Source organism: Streptomyces sp. NPDC049813 (assembly GCF_044465085.1).
Lineage (GTDB): Bacteria > Actinomycetota > Actinomycetes > Streptomycetales > Streptomycetaceae > Streptomyces.
In genome coordinates this window covers 610377-625138 of sequence record NZ_JBITLI010000003.1, presented here as the reverse complement: position 1 = coordinate 625138, position 14762 = coordinate 610377, and the positions used below count along the sequence as shown (strand labels likewise).

Genomic DNA, 14762 nt, shown 5'->3' with positions numbered 1-14762 from the left:
CGCCGTCTAGGGTGGTCGAGCTATGACGAAGCCCTCACTCCCCGAGCTCCTGCACGCCGCCGTCACCGCTGTCGGCGGCACGGAGCGCCCTGGCCAGGTGGCCATGGCCGAGACCGTCGCCAAGGCGATCGACGACGGTTCCCATCTGCTTGTCCAGGCGGGCACCGGCACCGGAAAGTCCCTCGGGTACCTGGTGCCGGCCCTCGCCCACGGGGAGCGCGTCGTGGTCGCGACGGCCACCCTCGCCCTGCAGCGGCAGCTCGTCGAGCGCGATCTGCCGCGCACGGTCGAGGCCCTGCACCCCCTGCTGCGGCGGCGCCCCTCGTTCGCCATGCTCAAGGGCCGGTCGAACTATCTGTGCCTGCACCGCCTCCACGAAGGCGTCCCGCAGGACGAGGAGGAGGGCCTCTTCGACCAGTTCGAGGCGGCCGCGCCGACCAGCAAACTCGGTCAGGACCTGCTGCGGATGCGGGACTGGGCGGACGAGACGGAGACCGGCGACCGGGACGACCTCACCCCGGGCGTGTCGGACCGAGCCTGGTCCCAGGTATCCGTGTCCTCCCGTGAGTGCCTGGGCGCGTCGAAGTGCGCGTACGGGCAGGAGTGCTTCGCCGAGATGTCCCGGGAGCGGGCCAAGCTCTCGGACGTCATCGTCACCAACCACGCGCTGCTCGCGATCGACGCCATCGAAGGCGCGCCGGTCCTGCCGGAGCACGAGGTGCTGATCGTGGACGAGGCCCACGAGCTGGTCTCCCGAGTGACCGGGGTGGCGACCGGCGAGCTCACCCCCGGTCAGGTGAACCGCGCGGTGCGCCGGGCCGCGAAGCTGGTGAACGAGAAGGTGGCGGACCAGCTCCAGACGGCCGCCGAGGGCTTCGAGCGGCTCATGGAGCTGGCGCTGCCCGGCCGCCTCGAAGAGATCCCCGAGGACCTCGGCTACGCGCTGATGGCCCTGCGCGACGCCACCCGGGCGGTGATCACGGCCATCGGCTCGACGCGGGACAAGTCCGTCCAGGACGAGGACGCGGTGCGTAAGCAGGCTCTCGCGTCGGTGGAGAGCGTGCACGACGTCGCGGAGCGGATCACGAACGGGTCGGAGTGGGACGTCGTCTGGTACGAACGCCACGAACCGCGGGCCGGCTCCGCCTACCGGCAGAGCGGGGCTTCCCTGCGAGTGGCGCCCATGTCCGTGTCGGGCTTGCTCCGGGAGAAGCTGTTCACCGACCGCTCCGTGACGCTCACCTCGGCCACCTTGAAGCTCGGCGGCGACTTCAACGGCGTAGGGGCGTCCCTGGGCCTCGCCCCCGAAGGCACACACGGCGACGACATGCCGGAGTGGCAGGGCCTGGACGTGGGCTCGCCGTTCGACTATCCGAAGCAGGGCATCCTCTACGTCGCCAAGCACCTGGCGCGTCCGGCACGCGAGGGCACGCGGACCGACATGACGGACGAGCTGACCGAGCTGGTGCAGGCGGCCGGCGGGCGGACGCTCGGGCTCTTCTCCTCGATGCGCGCCGCTCAGGCGGCGGCCGAGGAGCTGCGCACGCGGATCCCCCAGTTCCCCATCCTGTTGCAGGGGGAGGACACCCTCGGTGAGTTGATCAAGAATTTCGCCGCGGACCCGAAGACCTGCCTGTTCGGCACGTTGTCGCTGTGGCAGGGCGTGGACGTTCCCGGCACGGGCTGCCAGCTGGTCGTCATGGACAAGATCCCGTTCCCGCGGCCGGACGACCCGCTGATGAGCGCCCGGCAAAAAGCAGTCGAGGAGGCCGGTGGGAACGGCTTCATGGCGGTGGCCGCGACCCACGCGGCGCTGCTCATGGCACAGGGCGCCGGGCGACTCGTACGGGCGTCCGGGGACCGGGGAGTCGTCGCCGTCCTCGATCCCCGCCTCGCGACAGCGCGCTACGGCAGCTATCTGCGGGCCTCGATGCCGGACTTCTGGTACACCACGGACCGCAATCAGGTGCGGCGCTCGCTCGCGGCGATCGACGCGACCGCGAAGGCCGACGAGACGTAGCTCCACGGCGGATCGGGGCCCGGCGCGGACAGCGCAGGGCCCCGGAACCGGCGCAGTTGGTCCCGGGGCCCGGTCAGGGAGGGGTCACACCCGGCGCAGGACAGCCACCACCTTGCCGAGGATGGTCGCCTCGTCACCGGGGATCGGCTGGTACGCGGAGTTGTGGGGGAGGAGCCAGACGTGGCCGTCCTCGCGCTTGAAGCGCTTCACGGTGGCCTCGCCGTCGAGCATGGCCGCGACGATGTCGCCGTTCTCCGCGACGGGCTGGCGACGGACCGTGACCCAGTCACCGTCGCAGATCGCGGCCTCGATCATCGAGTCGCCGACGACCTTGAGGACGAACAGCTCACCGTCGCCGACCAGCTGCCGGGGGAGCGGGAAGACATCCTCGACCGACTCCTCGGCGAGAATCGGCCCGCCTGCGGCGATGCGGCCGACCAGGGGCACGTACGAAGCGGCAGGCTTGCCCGTGGTGTCCGTGGGCTGCGTGCTCGGCTGGTCCGAGCCCCGGACCTCGTACGCACGGGGGCGGTGCGGGTCGCGCCGCAGGAAACCCTTCCGCTCAAGGGCCATGAGCTGGTGCGCGACCGAGGACGTGCTGGAGAGGCCCACCGCCTGGCCGATCTCCCGCATCGACGGTGGGTACCCGCGACGCTGCACCGAGTCCCTGATCACCTCGATCACCCGCCGCTGCCGGTCGGTGAGGCCCGAGCTGTCCGCGCGGATCCCGGGAGGTCGTCCGGGCAGGGAGCGGCCCGGCTTGGGGCCCTCCTGGCTCATGGTCGCGTCAGTCATGGCATGCACCGGCTCGAGTCGGCCAGGGGCGCGGCCCTGGGCAGTGATGGTGGCGCTGTCTGCGGTGGTGGTCACGTCGGTCGGCCCCTCTCGAGAATGTCTCCCTAGCTAGCCAACGGTAGTTCCTTTCGAAAGGTTGCGCCAAACACACGTTCGAGTGAAAAACCGTAGATTACTTGTCGTGATCATGTGCCTAGGTGTATGGCTGGCGGGCCTGCGGAGTGGCATTTCGGCTCAATCCGGTACGCTTCACCGCCGGGACCGAGGCCCCTCCGAGGGCGCTTCCAGTCTGCCATCGGCTCCCTCGCCGTCCGGGCACCGCCCCCTTCTCGCGTGCGCCGCGCCGAGCGGAAACTCGATCGGGGGCCGGTCGAGCGTCGGTCGGGGCTGTGGCCTGTGGTGTTTCCGGGCCGTGTGCGGACGACTCCGCTTCCCGCGACACGCTCTAGGCCCCAAAGGCAGCTGAACCCCACATCTAGTGGTTGGATGGCATCAGCAGCCCAGGGGTTGTGGTCCCGGTGGTTTCGCGGCCTAGGTCATCACCTATGCTTGGGGCTGCTTCGAGGGGCGGGTCCAGCCTCTCGGGGCTATCTAGTCGTGCCGTGAGGAGGGTTGGGAGTTCATGCACTGTCCCTTCTGCAGGCATCCCGACAGCCGGGTCGTCGACAGCCGCACCACCGACGACGGCACGTCGATCCGCCGCCGCCGGCAGTGTCCGGACTGCTCCCGCCGCTTCACGACGGTGGAGACCTGTTCACTGATGGTGATCAAGCGGAGCGGGGTCACGGAGCCCTTCAGCCGCACCAAGGTGATCAACGGCGTGCGCAAGGCCTGCCAGGGCCGGCCGGTGACGGAGGACGCCCTGGCGTTGCTCGGCCAGCGTGTCGAGGAAGCGGTGCGCGCCACCGGAAGTGCGGAACTGACCACGCATGATGTGGGCCTTGCCATGCTCGGCCCCCTTCAGGAGCTGGACCTCGTCGCCTACCTGCGCTTCGCGTCCGTTTATCGGGCGTTCGACTCGCTGGAGGACTTCGAGTCGGCGATCGCCGAACTGCGGGAGCAAGCCGGCGGCGCGACGGCGGATCGCGCCGACGACGAGCGCGAAAAGAGTGACGGCGGGCCCGGAGGGACTGTGGAGGTCCCCGTGCCCGCGAACGCTGCCGACTGACCGGACCCGGACGGGACGGACGGCGGCATCCACAGACCTGTTGCGGCGGCGTGAGCGGCGTCCGCAACACAAGACACACACCGTGCCACGGGAATGACGCGGCACTTTTGGGCGTTTTAGCCCGGTATATGGGAGGCGGCATGACAGAGACGGCGAGCGGCCCGGCGCGAGGTTCCCGTACGAAGGGTTCCAAGACCACCAAGGGTCTGCGTATCGAGCGCATCCACACCACTCCCGGCGTGCATCCGTACGACGAGGTGGAATGGGCACGCCGTGACGTCGTCATGACCAATTGGCGCGACGGCTCGGTCAACTTCGAGCAGCGTGGCGTCGAGTTCCCCGAGTTCTGGTCGGTGAACGCGGTCAACATCGTCACCAGCAAGTACTTCCGGGGTGCCGTCGGCACCCCGCAGCGCGAGGTGAGCCTCAAGCAGCTCATCGACCGCATCGTGAAGACGTACCGGAAGGCCGGCGAGGACTACAGGTATTTCGCTTCGCCCGCCGACGCCGAGATCTTCGAGCACGAGCTGGCGTACGCCCTCCTGCACCAGATCTTCAGCTTCAACTCGCCGGTGTGGTTCAACGTCGGGACCCCGCAGCCCCAGCAGGTCTCGGCCTGCTTCATCCTGGCCGTCGACGACTCCATGGAGTCGATCCTCGACTGGTACAAGGAAGAGGGCATGATCTTCAAGGGCGGCTCCGGCGCCGGCCTGAACCTCTCCCGTATCCGCTCCTCCAAGGAGCTCCTCTCCTCGGGCGGCAACGCCTCGGGTCCCGTCTCCTTCATGCGCGGTGCCGACGCCTCCGCAGGAACGATCAAGTCGGGTGGCGCCACGCGCCGCGCGGCCAAGATGGTCATCCTCGACGTCGACCACCCCGACATCGAGGGCTTCATCGAGACCAAGGTGAAGGAAGAGGAGAAAATCCGCGCCCTGCGCGACGCGGGCTTCGACATGGACCTGGGCGGCGACGACATCACGTCCGTCCAGTACCAGAACGCCAACAACTCGGTCCGTGTGAACGACACGTTCATGAAGGCCGTCGAGCAGGGCGGCAAGTTCGGCCTCACCTCCCGGATGACCGGCGAGGTCATCGAGGAGGTCGACGCCAAGTCCCTCTTCCGCAAGATGGCCGAGGCCGCCTGGGCTTGCGCCGACCCCGGCATCCAGTACGACGACACGATCAACCAGTGGCACACGTGCCCGGAGTCCGGCCGGATCAACGGCTCGAACCCGTGCAGCGAGTACATGCACCTGGACAACACGTCCTGCAACCTCGCCTCGCTGAACCTGATGAAGTTCCTGAAGGACGACGGCCTGGGCCACCAGTCCTTCGACGTCGACCGCTTCTCCAAGGTCGTCGAGCTCGTCATCACCGCGATGGACATCTCGATCTGCTTCGCGGACTTCCCCACGGAGAAGATCGGCGAGAACACCCGCGCCTTCCGTCAGCTCGGCATCGGCTACGCGAACCTGGGCGCCCTGCTCATGGCGACCGGCCACGCCTACGACTCCGACGGCGGCCGTGCCCTCGCCGGCTCCATCACGTCGCTGATGACGGGTACGTCGTACAAGCGCTCGGCCGAGCTCGCCGCGGTCGTGGGCCCGTACGACGGCTACGCCAAGAACGCCCAGCCGCACCAGCGCGTCATGCAGCAGCACGCCGACGCCAACACCGCGGCCGTGCGCATGGACGACCTGGACACCCCGATCTGGGCCGCCGCCACGGAGGCCTGGCAGGACGTGGTCCGCCTCGGTGAGAAGAACGGTTTCCGTAACGCGCAGGCGTCCGTCATCGCCCCGACCGGCACCATCGGCCTGGCGATGTCCTGCGACACCACCGGCCTCGAGCCCGACCTCGCCCTGGTCAAGTTCAAGAAGCTGGTCGGCGGCGGCTCGATGCAGATCGTCAACGGCACCGTCCCGCAGGCCCTGCGCCGCCTGGGCTACCAGGAGGAGCAGATCGAGGCGATCGTCGCCCACATCGCCGACAACGGCAACGTGATCGACGCCCCCGGTCTCAAGACCGAGCACTACGAGGTCTTCGACTGCGCCATGGGCGAGCGCTCCATCTCCGCGATGGGTCACGTCCGCATGATGGCCGCGATCCAGCCGTGGATCTCCGGCGCCCTCTCCAAGACCGTCAACCTGCCGGAGACGGCGACGGTCGAGGACGTCGAGGAGGTCTACTTCGAGGCCTGGAAGATGGGCGTCAAGGCGCTCGCCATCTACCGCGACAACTGCAAGGTCGGCCAGCCCCTCTCCGCCAAGACCAAGGAGAAGGAGAAGGCGGAGGTCACGGAGAAGACCGAGGCGGAGATCCGCAAGGCCGTCGAGAAGGTCGTCGAGTACCGTCCGGTCCGCAAGCGCCTCCCCAAGGGCCGTCCCGGCATCACCACCTCCTTCACGGTGGGCGGCGCCGAGGGCTACATGACCGCCAACTCCTACCCGGACGACGGTCTCGGTGAGGTCTTCCTGAAGATGTCCAAGCAGGGCTCCACCCTCGCGGGCATGATGGACGCCTTCTCCATCGCCGTCTCCGTGGGTCTGCAGTACGGCGTGCCGCTGGAGACGTACGTCTCGAAGTTCACGAACATGCGCTTCGAGCCGGCCGGCATGACGGACGACCCGGACGTGCGGATGGCGCAGTCGATCGTCGACTACATCTTCCGCCGCCTGGCGCTCGACTTCCTGCCCTTCGAGACCCGCTCCGCGCTCGGCATCCACTCCGCCGAGGAGCGCCAGCGTCACCTGGAGACGGGCTCCTACGAGCCGTCCGAGGACGAGGTCGACGTCGAGGGGCTCGCGCAGTCGGCGCCCCTGCAGTCGCCGCAGACCGAGTCGCTGAAGGTCGTCGAGACGCCGAAGGCCGAGAGCGCCGCCGTGCAGGCCGCCCCGCAGCAGGCGCACACCAGCGCCGAGCTCGTCGAGATGCAGCTGGGCATCCAGGCCGACGCCCCGCTCTGCTTCTCCTGCGGTACGAAGATGCAGCGGGCCGGCTCCTGCTACATCTGCGAGGGCTGCGGCTCCACCAGCGGTTGCAGCTGATCGCCTGACCTGAAGGGGCGGCGGGACCACCATGGTCCCGCCGCCCCTTCGGCGTGTCCGCGCCACGGAACTGCGGAGCGCTACAGGGAACCCATGGCGGCGCCGAACGTCGTGAGGTCGCCGTCGAAGCCGCGTATCAGCTCGTGGAACGACCATTCGCCGTCGGCGTCCCGGGTGAACTCCGCGACGGTGGCCGCCGAACTGCTCTCCACGGCGGAGAGGTCGTGGTGCGACAGCTCGGTGTAGTCCTGCCGGATGCGCACCGCGGTGCTCGCCACGTCCCCGAACACCGTGGCCCGGCCCTGCTGTTGCTCGCCCTGCTGGAGCGCCACGCCCACGACCACGCGCACGTACTGCGGCGCGAGCCGGTCCAGCTCCAGGGTCATCACCTCGTCGAAGCCGAAGCCCTGGCCCGTCCTGCTGTCCCGGTCGAGATGGATGGTCCCGTCGGGGGAGCGGCTGTCGAAGTGGACGAGGTAGGCCGGAGCGCCGTGTGGGTCGTCGCTCGTGTACGGCGCGGCGACGAGATCCAGATCGTGGGGCGGCGAGCCCAACGGGCTCGGGTCCCACTTGAGGCCGACCTCGACCTTCTCGATCCCCTTGCGGAGACTGCTCACCGAACTCCCCCTTCGCGGCGTCCTGTTGCGTCTACGGACACGCTACGTCCTCCCACTGACATCACGGGTCGCGCACCGGGGAGACAGGCGCCGCGCAGGGAGCTCGGCGCCGAGCCCGGGCTTGCGCCCGGAGCGCGAGTCGGTGTGCGCGCACTGCGCCCGAGAGTGGTCCCAGGCCACGCGCCGCGCCGTACGATGGCGCGGTGCTGGTCAAGTGGATTCGCTGTGCTGTGGTGGACCGTCGGGGGTTCGAGCGGGGGCAGCGGAAATGGGCGGGGCTCCTGGGGGAGCCGGGGTTCCGGGGGCAGGGCGGGGGCTGGAGCAGACAACACCCCGACGTGGCCCATGTCTTCGGCTTCTGGGAGAGCCGTGCCTTCTACGACTCCTTCATGGCGCGGACCCACGACCGGCTCGCCTCTGCCCAGACGGGGACCTACCGCGACATGCAGGCGAAGCTGTTCGACCACGTCTTCGACCTGAAGACGGGTTTCGAGCCGAGGTTCACGGACGCGGATGTCGTGCGGATCGCGCACTGCACGGTGCGCGCCGATCGCGCCGAGCACTTCACGCTGATGCAGCAGCAGGTCTGGAACCCCGCGATGGCGGGCTCGCCCGGAATGGTCCGGGGCCTCTTCGCGGCGGCCCCCGCGGACGAGTTCCTGGTCCTGTCGATGTGGTTATCGGCGGCCGAGCGCGGAAAGTACCAGGTGGAGCGGGTGGAGCGGCTCTCGCTGCGGGCGCAGACCGAGGTGGACATCCAAGCCATCGGCGGTGACATCGTGCAACTGGAGCCGACCTGGACGGTCTGAACGCGCCACCACGCGCGCGTGCCCGTTGTGCGTGCCTGGTGCGTACGGGCAGACATCGGTACGCCGGATGGAGCCCGTACGAGTGCTCGAAACCGACCGAACCGATCTAGTGTTTGGGCATGGCACGACCGCGGCGCATTGTTCTGGTCCGGCACGGCGAATCCGAAGGCAATGCCGACGACACCGTGTACGAGCGCGAGCCCGACCATGCCCTGGCCCTCACCGAGAAGGGCCGGCAGCAGGCCGAGGAGACCGGCAAGGAGCTGCGAGACCTCTTCGGCAGAGAACGCGTCAGCGTCTACGTCTCGCCGTACCGGCGCACCCACGAGACGTTCCGGGCGTTCCGGCTCGACCCCGGACTCGTCCGGGTGCGTGAGGAGCCGCGGCTCAGGGAGCAGGACTGGGGCAACTGGCAGGACCGGGACGACGTACGGCTCCAGAAGGCCTATCGCGATGCCTACGGCCACTTCTTCTACCGGTTCGCGCAAGGTGAGTCCGGAGCGGACGTGTACGACCGCGTGGGAGCGTTCCTGGAGAGCCTGTACCGCAGTTTCGAGCAGCCGGACCATCCGCCGAACGTGCTCCTCGTGACGCACGGGCTGACGATGCGGCTGTTCTGCATGCGGTGGTTCCACTGGTCCGTCGCGGAATTCGAGTCGCTGTCGAATCCCGGGAACGCCGAGACGCGGGCGCTCGTTCTCGGGGAGAACGGAAAGTACGCGATGGACCGGCCATTCGAGCGTTGGTGCGACCCCATTTCGTATGGGGCAACCGGATAGGGTGGCTGCGCAATGATCGCTGACTCCGCACCCGACAGGCGCTTGGACCGCGCTCTGTCCAGTCTGCGCGGACTCTCCGTGGGCGACGCGCTGGGATCGCAGTTCTTCGTACCGGAGAACTACCCGCTGCTCAAGCGGCAGACGGTGCCGGACGGCCTGTGGCAGTGGACCGACGACACCGAGATGGCGTGTTCCGTGGTGGCCGTCCTGCAAGCGCACGGACGCATCGACCAGGATGCCCTCGCCCGTGCCTTCGCCGAGCGCCATGACTTCGATCGCGGATACGGGCCCGCGGTGAACCGGCTGCTCCGGCAGGTCCGGGAGGGCGGTGACTGGCGGACGCTCGCCAGCGCGCTGTTCAAGGGACAGGGATCATGGGGCAACGGGGCGGCGATGCGGATCGCGCCGCTCGGCGCCTACTACGCCGATGATCCGGAGCAGGCCACCCACCAGGCCGAGATCTCCGCCTATCCGACCCATCAACACCGGGAAGCGGTCGTCGGCGCGATGGCCGTGGCCGCCGCCGCGGCGCTCGCGGCCGACCCCGCGGGCCCGCCCCGTCCGCAGGAACTCCTGGACGGCGTGATCGCCCTCGTGCCGCGCAGCGCGGTGGGAGCGGGGCTGCGCCGGGCCCGGGACATGCTCGACTACGACGACCCGGCCACGGTGGCCGCGGTGCTCGGCTGCGGCCGGCGGACCACCGCGCACGACACCGTGCCCTTCGCTCTGTGGTCGGCCGCGCGCGGGCTCGGCGACTTCGCGCAGGCCTTCTGGACCACCGCCCAGGTGGGCGGGGACATGGACACGACCTGCGCCATCGTGGGCGGTGTCATCCCTGCTGACCCGCCGGCCGGCTGGCTGGAACACACCGAGGCGCTTCCTGGATGGACGCCGACCACGACGGTCTGAGGCTGCGCCACGCCACGCCACGCCGTGCAGCGCTGAGCCCTACGTGCTGGGCCGCGCCGCGCGGGGTGGCCCAGCACGTAGGAGCCTGCTCAGCCTCCGGCCGGTCCAGCCGCGCTCGCCGTGCCGGAGAGCGCCTCCAGGTCGCTCTTGCGGACCTTGATGACCGCAAGGGCGACGACGAGGGCAAGCACGGCCATGGCCGCCGCCGGTATGAAGGCCGTGGAGATGCCGTGGGCCAGCACCTCATGACCCCAGGGCGGCGGCAGCTCGTGAGTCCGGGCGAACGCGGCCTTCTGCTCCGGTGACGCGGTGGCCATGAAGTCGGCTGCCTGGCTCTTCCCCTCGTCGCGGCTGGCCGTACCGAAGACCGTGGTCAGGATGGACAGCCCCAGCGAACCTCCCACTTGCTGAGTCGTGTTGAGCAGGCCCGAGGCCGCTCCCGCTTCGTGCGGGGCCACGCCGGAGACCGCGGTGAGCGTCACCGTCACGAAGTTCAGGCCCATACCGAAGCCGAAGATCACCATCGGGCCGAGGACACCGCCCACGTAGGAGCTGTCGGGGCTGATGAGTGTCTGCCACAGGAGTCCGACCACCACGAACGCCGATCCGCCGGCCAGGAAGGGCTTGGGCCCCAGGACCGGTAGGAACCGCTGCGACAGACCCGCGCCGAAGGCGATCGCCACCGTCACCGGCAGGAAGGCCAGCCCCGCCTTGATGGGCGAGTAGCTGAGCACGTTCTGCACGAACAGCACGATGAAGAAGAACATCCCGAACATCGCCGCCGCGAGGCTCAGCATGATCACGTACGTCCCCGACCGGTTGCGGTCGGCGAACATCCGCAAGGGGGTGATCGGCTCCTTGGCGCGGTTCTCCACGGCCACGAAGGCCAGGAGCAGCACCACCGCCGCGCCGAAGGACCCGAGGGTGAGGCTGGACCGCCACCCGTCCTCGGCGGCGCGGATGAACCCGTACACCAGCGAGGCCATGCCGAGCGTGGACGTGAGCGCACCGGCTATGTCGAACCGCCCCGGGTGACGCTCGGACTCGTTGATGTACCTCGGAGTGAGCGCCGCGATCAGGATGCCGATGGGTACGTTCACGAACAGCACCCAGCGCCAGTCCAGCCACTCCGTGAGCATGCCGCCGGCGAGGAGTCCGACGGCGCCGCCGCCCGCGGAGACGGCGGCGAAGACCCCGAACGCGCGATTCCGCTCCGGCCCTTCGGGGAACGTGGTCGTGATGAGGGCCAGGGAAGTGGGCGAGGCGATCGCGCCGCCAACACCCTGGAGGGCGCGTGCGGTCAGCAGCTGCCAGGGCTCCTGGGCGAGACCGCCGAGGAGGGAGGCGAAGGTGAAGAGCAGGATGCCGGTCATGAAGACCCGGCGGCGGCCGAGGATGTCACCCGCGCGGCCACCGAGCAGCAACAGGCCGCCGAAAGTGAGGGTGTAGGCGCTGACGACCCACGTGAGGTCGGTCGTCGAGAAGCTGAGGGCATTCTGGATGTGCGGAAGCGCGATGTTCACAATCGTCGCGTCGAGGACCACCATGAGTTGGCAGGCGGCGATGACGGCGAGCGCGATACCGGGATGTCCCTCCCGGCGGGCTGTCCCAGGTTTCTGACGTGGCGTTAACTGAGAGGTTGACACGATGGATCCCCCACGAACGTTTTAGTGAACGAGACCGTTCACTGTCGCGTCAACGGTAGTGAATCCCCTTCAGTGAACGCAACCGTTCACTGAATCTGCTGCCGTGCGTCTCGTGCCGCCCGAACCGCTCAACGGAGAGAAGACGATGGTTACTTCGCGCTGGACGCCCGCTTCCGCCGGATCGGCCGCGTCCATGCGCAGACGTGGTCCCGTGCTCGAACGGGCCATCCTCGACGCCGCGCTGGACCAGCTCAGCACGGTCGGCTGGAACGGGCTCACCATGGAGGGCGTGGCCGCCGGCGCGCAGACGGGTAAGGCCGCCGTGTACCGGCGCTGGCCCTCCAAGGAGGACCTGGTCGTCGACGCCCTGCAGGCCGGACTGCCGAAGCTGGACTCCGCCCCGGACCTCGGAGGCGTGCGCGAGGACCTGCTGGAGCTGTGCCGCCAGATGCGGGAGGCCATGTACTCGCGTCCGGGTTTCGCGCTTCGCTCCGTGCTTCACGAATGCGACACCTTCACGGCCGAGCGCTTCCATGCGGTGATCGTCGGTGGTGTCGTCGAGCCCGGCCTGCAGTTGATCAAGGAGGTCGTGCTCCGGGGGATCGAGCGCGGGGAGGTCCGGCCCGACGCCACGGACGCCGCGGTCTTCGAGGTCATCCCGGCCATGATGATGTACCGCTCCAAGGTGTGCGGAAGCGAATGGGAGGAGGCGGATCTGGTGGCGCTGATCGATCACGTCATGGTCCCGCTGCTGCGGCGGGACGAGGACTGACCCCGGCCGGGTGTCGCGGCGTGACCTGGGCGGCGTAGGCTGGTTGCCGCCATGCCGTACGAACCACCCACCCACGCCGTCGAGCGCTCCGTGCGCGCCCTCACCGGAGCCAAGATCGTCGCCGGTGTCGACGAGGTCGGCCGTGGTGCCTGGGCGGGCCCGGTCACCGTCTGCGCCGCCGTCACCGGACTGCGCCGCCCGCCTGAGGGGCTCACTGACTCCAAGCTGATCAGCCCGAAGCGCCGCGAGGTGCTGGCGGAGCAGCTGGAGAGCTGGGTCACCGCGCACGCCCTCGGGCACGCCTCGCACGAGGAGATCGACGACCTGGGGATGACCGCGGCGCTCCGGCTCGCCGCCTGCCGGGCCCTCGAGGCCCTGCCGGTGCGACCGGAAGCGGTGATCCTCGACGGGAAGCACGACTATCTCGGTGCTCCCTGGCAGGTTCGTACGGTGATCAAGGGGGACCGTTCCTGCGTCGCCGTCGCCGCGGCGTCGGTGATCGCCAAGGTCCGCCGCGACAAAATGATGGCCGAACTGGGCGTCGACCATGCAGACTTCGGGTTTGCGGCCAACGCCGGATACCCGTCGCCGGTGCACCGCGCCGCGTTGGAGGAGCGGGGGCCCACCCCGCACCACCGGCTTTCATGGGCGTATCTTGATGCGCTGCCCCAGTGGCGGCATCTCAAGAAGGCCCGCAGTTGGGCGGACGCGACCGTTCCGGAGATCGAGGGCCAGCTCGGCTTCGACTTCTGACCAGTGCGTTCGCACTGATGTGCCACCCGCTGACGCATACCGCACCTGCGTTTGATAGATATCAGCTCATGCCTCTCATTCCCGAGGAGCCTCAGATTCACGAGAGTGCCCAGGGTCCCCGCACCGCGCCGACCCCTCGTCCCGTACCCGGCCCGCGTCCCGCGGCGCCGCCGCGACCCGGACGTCCGGGTCCCAGGCCCACGCCGCCCGCGCAGCGCACCCCGCGCGAGCCGGTCCCGGCCGCCAAGCCGGGGGTCAACGCCCCCACCGTCCCGTCGACTTCGGCCGCCCAGCCGCAGGTCCAGCTCATCCCGGCCTCGGCCGAGGGCGCGCTGGACGCCGCGGAGGAAGCCGTCGACCTGTTGCTCGACACGGGCCGTGCGCCCGGCGACATCCTGGTGATCACCACGGGCGGACCGCACCCGTGGGCCGCTCACGAGCTGTCGTTCGGTGAGGACGCCTACTGGGCGCAGCACGACGCCGGCGACGACGTCTTCTACGCCGACGCGTCCGCCCTGAACCGTGCGGCATCGCGGCCCGTCGTGGTCGTCGCCGTGAACGGCGACGAGGAAGCAGCCACGGCAGCCCTGCCGCTCGCTCTCGGCAGGGCAGGCACCCTGCTGGTCGTGTGCGGTGAACCGCAGCGGGTCAACACGCTGCTGGGCGCCGGAGTCTGACGCACCGCTTGCCGGCCGTCCGCACCGCTCGCCGGTGCCGGAGCAGGCCGGCAGGCCGGTGCGTGCCCCTGGCTGCGGTCAGCGCGCCGCCGCGCGACGGAGCATCTCCGTCGCGGCGCCCCCGGTCCGCGGTGCCGGCTCCTCGTCGCCGCCGAAGGCCTCGGCGACGGAGTCCGCACTCGGACGTCGGCCGCCCCGGCCCTCGCCCAGCACCTGCCAGCCGTCGTGCGTCATCGTGATGTACGCGCCACAGCGCAGACCGTGCAAAGTGCAGGCGTCGCGCAATCCCCACATCCAGGCGCCGTCCTCCTGCGTCCAACGGGTGTCGCCCTCTCGGCAGTACAGCAGGACCGCCGTCCGGACCGGGGTGCGACGCCGCAGGTCGTGCGGGATCACCCGACGCAACTGCGAAAGCAGGGCGTTGCGGAACGTCCAGCCGTCCACGGCACTCTCGCGGCGCACGAACGAGGCGCTGGCACGCAGCCGCTCCTCCGGGTCGAGAACGGCCACCACGGCGGTGCGCGGTCTCGGCCGATGACGCGTGTGCAGTCCGCTGACGACCTCGCGCGGATTACGCAGCAGCGGTATCCCGGCCGCCGCCCACTCCGTGGGTTCCAGCATCCTCGTCGGTCGGTCGGCGGAGTCGGCGGACCTCTCGGAGCGCATCGAGGAAGCGGACAGCGATGCGGCCGAGGATGGAGCGAATCCGAAGGTCACGGTCCTCCCTTCGGCTACACGCCCAGACGCGGGCAGGGGCGGACTGGGGGAGC

13 protein-coding genes are annotated in these 14762 nt (G+C 69.5%); 9 read left to right on the top strand and 4 right to left on the bottom strand.

Annotated elements, in window-relative coordinates; translation table 11 throughout:
- Nucleotides 1–22 precede the first annotated feature (22 nt).
- Nucleotides 23–2020, top strand: a complete 1998-nt coding sequence (locus ACIBW6_RS10140; protein ID WP_399058686.1) for an ATP-dependent DNA helicase — start codon at nucleotides 23–25, stop codon at nucleotides 2018–2020.
- 84 nt (nucleotides 2021–2104) lie between these two features.
- Here ACIBW6_RS10140 and lexA read toward each other — a convergent pair whose 3' ends face one another.
- On the bottom strand, nucleotides 2105–2890 hold the full coding sequence (gene lexA, locus ACIBW6_RS10135) for a transcriptional repressor LexA (RefSeq protein ID WP_356491090.1): 786 nt from the start codon (nucleotides 2888–2890) through the stop codon (nucleotides 2105–2107).
- Between the two features lie 547 nt (nucleotides 2891–3437).
- Here lexA and nrdR point away from each other — a divergent pair.
- Together nrdR and ACIBW6_RS10125 are read left to right on the top strand one after the other, a co-directional pair.
- Entirely contained in the window at nucleotides 3438–3983 is a 546-nt protein-coding gene (nrdR, locus tag ACIBW6_RS10130; RefSeq protein WP_399058683.1) for a transcriptional regulator NrdR, read from the top strand.
- Nucleotides 3984–4123: 140 nt separating this feature from the next.
- The gene (locus tag ACIBW6_RS10125; protein WP_399058681.1) at nucleotides 4124–7030 is read left to right on the top strand and encodes a vitamin B12-dependent ribonucleotide reductase; all 2907 of its coding nucleotides are present in this window, start codon (nucleotides 4124–4126) and stop codon (nucleotides 7028–7030) included.
- A gap of 80 nt (nucleotides 7031–7110) precedes the next feature.
- On the opposite strand, the gene ACIBW6_RS10120 is transcribed toward ACIBW6_RS10125, so the two are convergent.
- Nucleotides 7111–7647, bottom strand: a complete 537-nt coding sequence (locus ACIBW6_RS10120; RefSeq protein ID WP_399058679.1) for a TerD family protein — start codon at nucleotides 7645–7647, stop codon at nucleotides 7111–7113.
- 203 nt (nucleotides 7648–7850) lie between these two features.
- Here ACIBW6_RS10120 and ACIBW6_RS10115 point away from each other — a divergent pair, with 203 nt between their 5' ends.
- From ACIBW6_RS10115 to ACIBW6_RS10105, 3 genes are all read left to right on the top strand, one after another.
- Nucleotides 7851–8456 carry a YdbC family protein gene (locus ACIBW6_RS10115; protein ID WP_399058677.1) on the top strand — a complete coding sequence of 202 codons (606 nt, stop codon included), beginning with the start codon at nucleotides 7851–7853 and terminating at the stop codon, nucleotides 8454–8456.
- A gap of 119 nt (nucleotides 8457–8575) precedes the next feature.
- Nucleotides 8576–9235: a histidine phosphatase family protein gene (locus ACIBW6_RS10110; protein ID WP_399058675.1), complete on the top strand. Its 660-nt coding sequence runs from the start codon at nucleotides 8576–8578 to the stop codon at nucleotides 9233–9235.
- A 12-nt stretch (nucleotides 9236–9247) separates the two neighbouring features.
- On the top strand, nucleotides 9248–10144 hold the full coding sequence (locus ACIBW6_RS10105; RefSeq protein ID WP_399058673.1) for an ADP-ribosylglycohydrolase family protein: 897 nt from the start codon (nucleotides 9248–9250) through the stop codon (nucleotides 10142–10144).
- A gap of 89 nt (nucleotides 10145–10233) precedes the next feature.
- Here the strand turns inward: ACIBW6_RS10105 and ACIBW6_RS10100 are convergent, their stop codons facing one another.
- A complete protein-coding gene (locus tag ACIBW6_RS10100; protein ID WP_399058671.1) occupies nucleotides 10234–11790 on the bottom strand; it encodes an MFS transporter in 1557 nt (518 codons plus the stop codon).
- A 145-nt stretch (nucleotides 11791–11935) separates the two neighbouring features.
- Between ACIBW6_RS10100 and ACIBW6_RS10095 the strand changes: the two genes are divergently transcribed.
- From ACIBW6_RS10095 to ACIBW6_RS10085, 3 genes are all read left to right on the top strand, one after another.
- Nucleotides 11936–12562 carry a TetR/AcrR family transcriptional regulator gene (locus ACIBW6_RS10095; RefSeq protein ID WP_399058669.1) on the top strand — a complete coding sequence of 209 codons (627 nt, stop codon included), beginning with the start codon at nucleotides 11936–11938 and terminating at the stop codon, nucleotides 12560–12562.
- 51 nt (nucleotides 12563–12613) lie between these two features.
- Nucleotides 12614–13315: a ribonuclease HII gene (locus ACIBW6_RS10090; protein ID WP_399058667.1), complete on the top strand. Its 702-nt coding sequence runs from the start codon at nucleotides 12614–12616 to the stop codon at nucleotides 13313–13315.
- Nucleotides 13316–13383: 68 nt separating this feature from the next.
- Nucleotides 13384–13992 (top strand): hypothetical protein, encoded by a 609-nt coding sequence (locus ACIBW6_RS10085; protein WP_399058665.1) that lies wholly within the window; start codon nucleotides 13384–13386, stop codon nucleotides 13990–13992.
- Nucleotides 13993–14070: 78 nt separating this feature from the next.
- Here the strand turns inward: ACIBW6_RS10085 and ACIBW6_RS10080 are convergent, their stop codons facing one another.
- Complete coding sequence (locus ACIBW6_RS10080; RefSeq protein WP_399058663.1) at nucleotides 14071–14709, bottom strand: hypothetical protein; 639 nt, start codon at nucleotides 14707–14709, stop codon at nucleotides 14071–14073.
- Nucleotides 14710–14762 lie beyond the last annotated feature (53 nt).

Coding starts and splice junctions, on each gene's coding strand:
- ACIBW6_RS10140 (WP_399058686.1), top strand. CDS start 23: ATGACGAAGCCCTCACTCCCCGAGCTCCTGCACGCCGCCGTCACCGCT.
- nrdR (WP_399058683.1), top strand. CDS start 3,438: ATGCACTGTCCCTTCTGCAGGCATCCCGACAGCCGGGTCGTCGACAGC.
- ACIBW6_RS10125 (WP_399058681.1), top strand. CDS start 4,124: ATGACAGAGACGGCGAGCGGCCCGGCGCGAGGTTCCCGTACGAAGGGT.
- ACIBW6_RS10110 (WP_399058675.1), top strand. CDS start 8,576: ATGGCACGACCGCGGCGCATTGTTCTGGTCCGGCACGGCGAATCCGAA.
- ACIBW6_RS10105 (WP_399058673.1), top strand. CDS start 9,248: ATGATCGCTGACTCCGCACCCGACAGGCGCTTGGACCGCGCTCTGTCC.
- ACIBW6_RS10095 (WP_399058669.1), top strand. CDS start 11,936: ATGGTTACTTCGCGCTGGACGCCCGCTTCCGCCGGATCGGCCGCGTCC.
- ACIBW6_RS10090 (WP_399058667.1), top strand. CDS start 12,614: ATGCCGTACGAACCACCCACCCACGCCGTCGAGCGCTCCGTGCGCGCC.
- ACIBW6_RS10085 (WP_399058665.1), top strand. CDS start 13,384: ATGCCTCTCATTCCCGAGGAGCCTCAGATTCACGAGAGTGCCCAGGGT.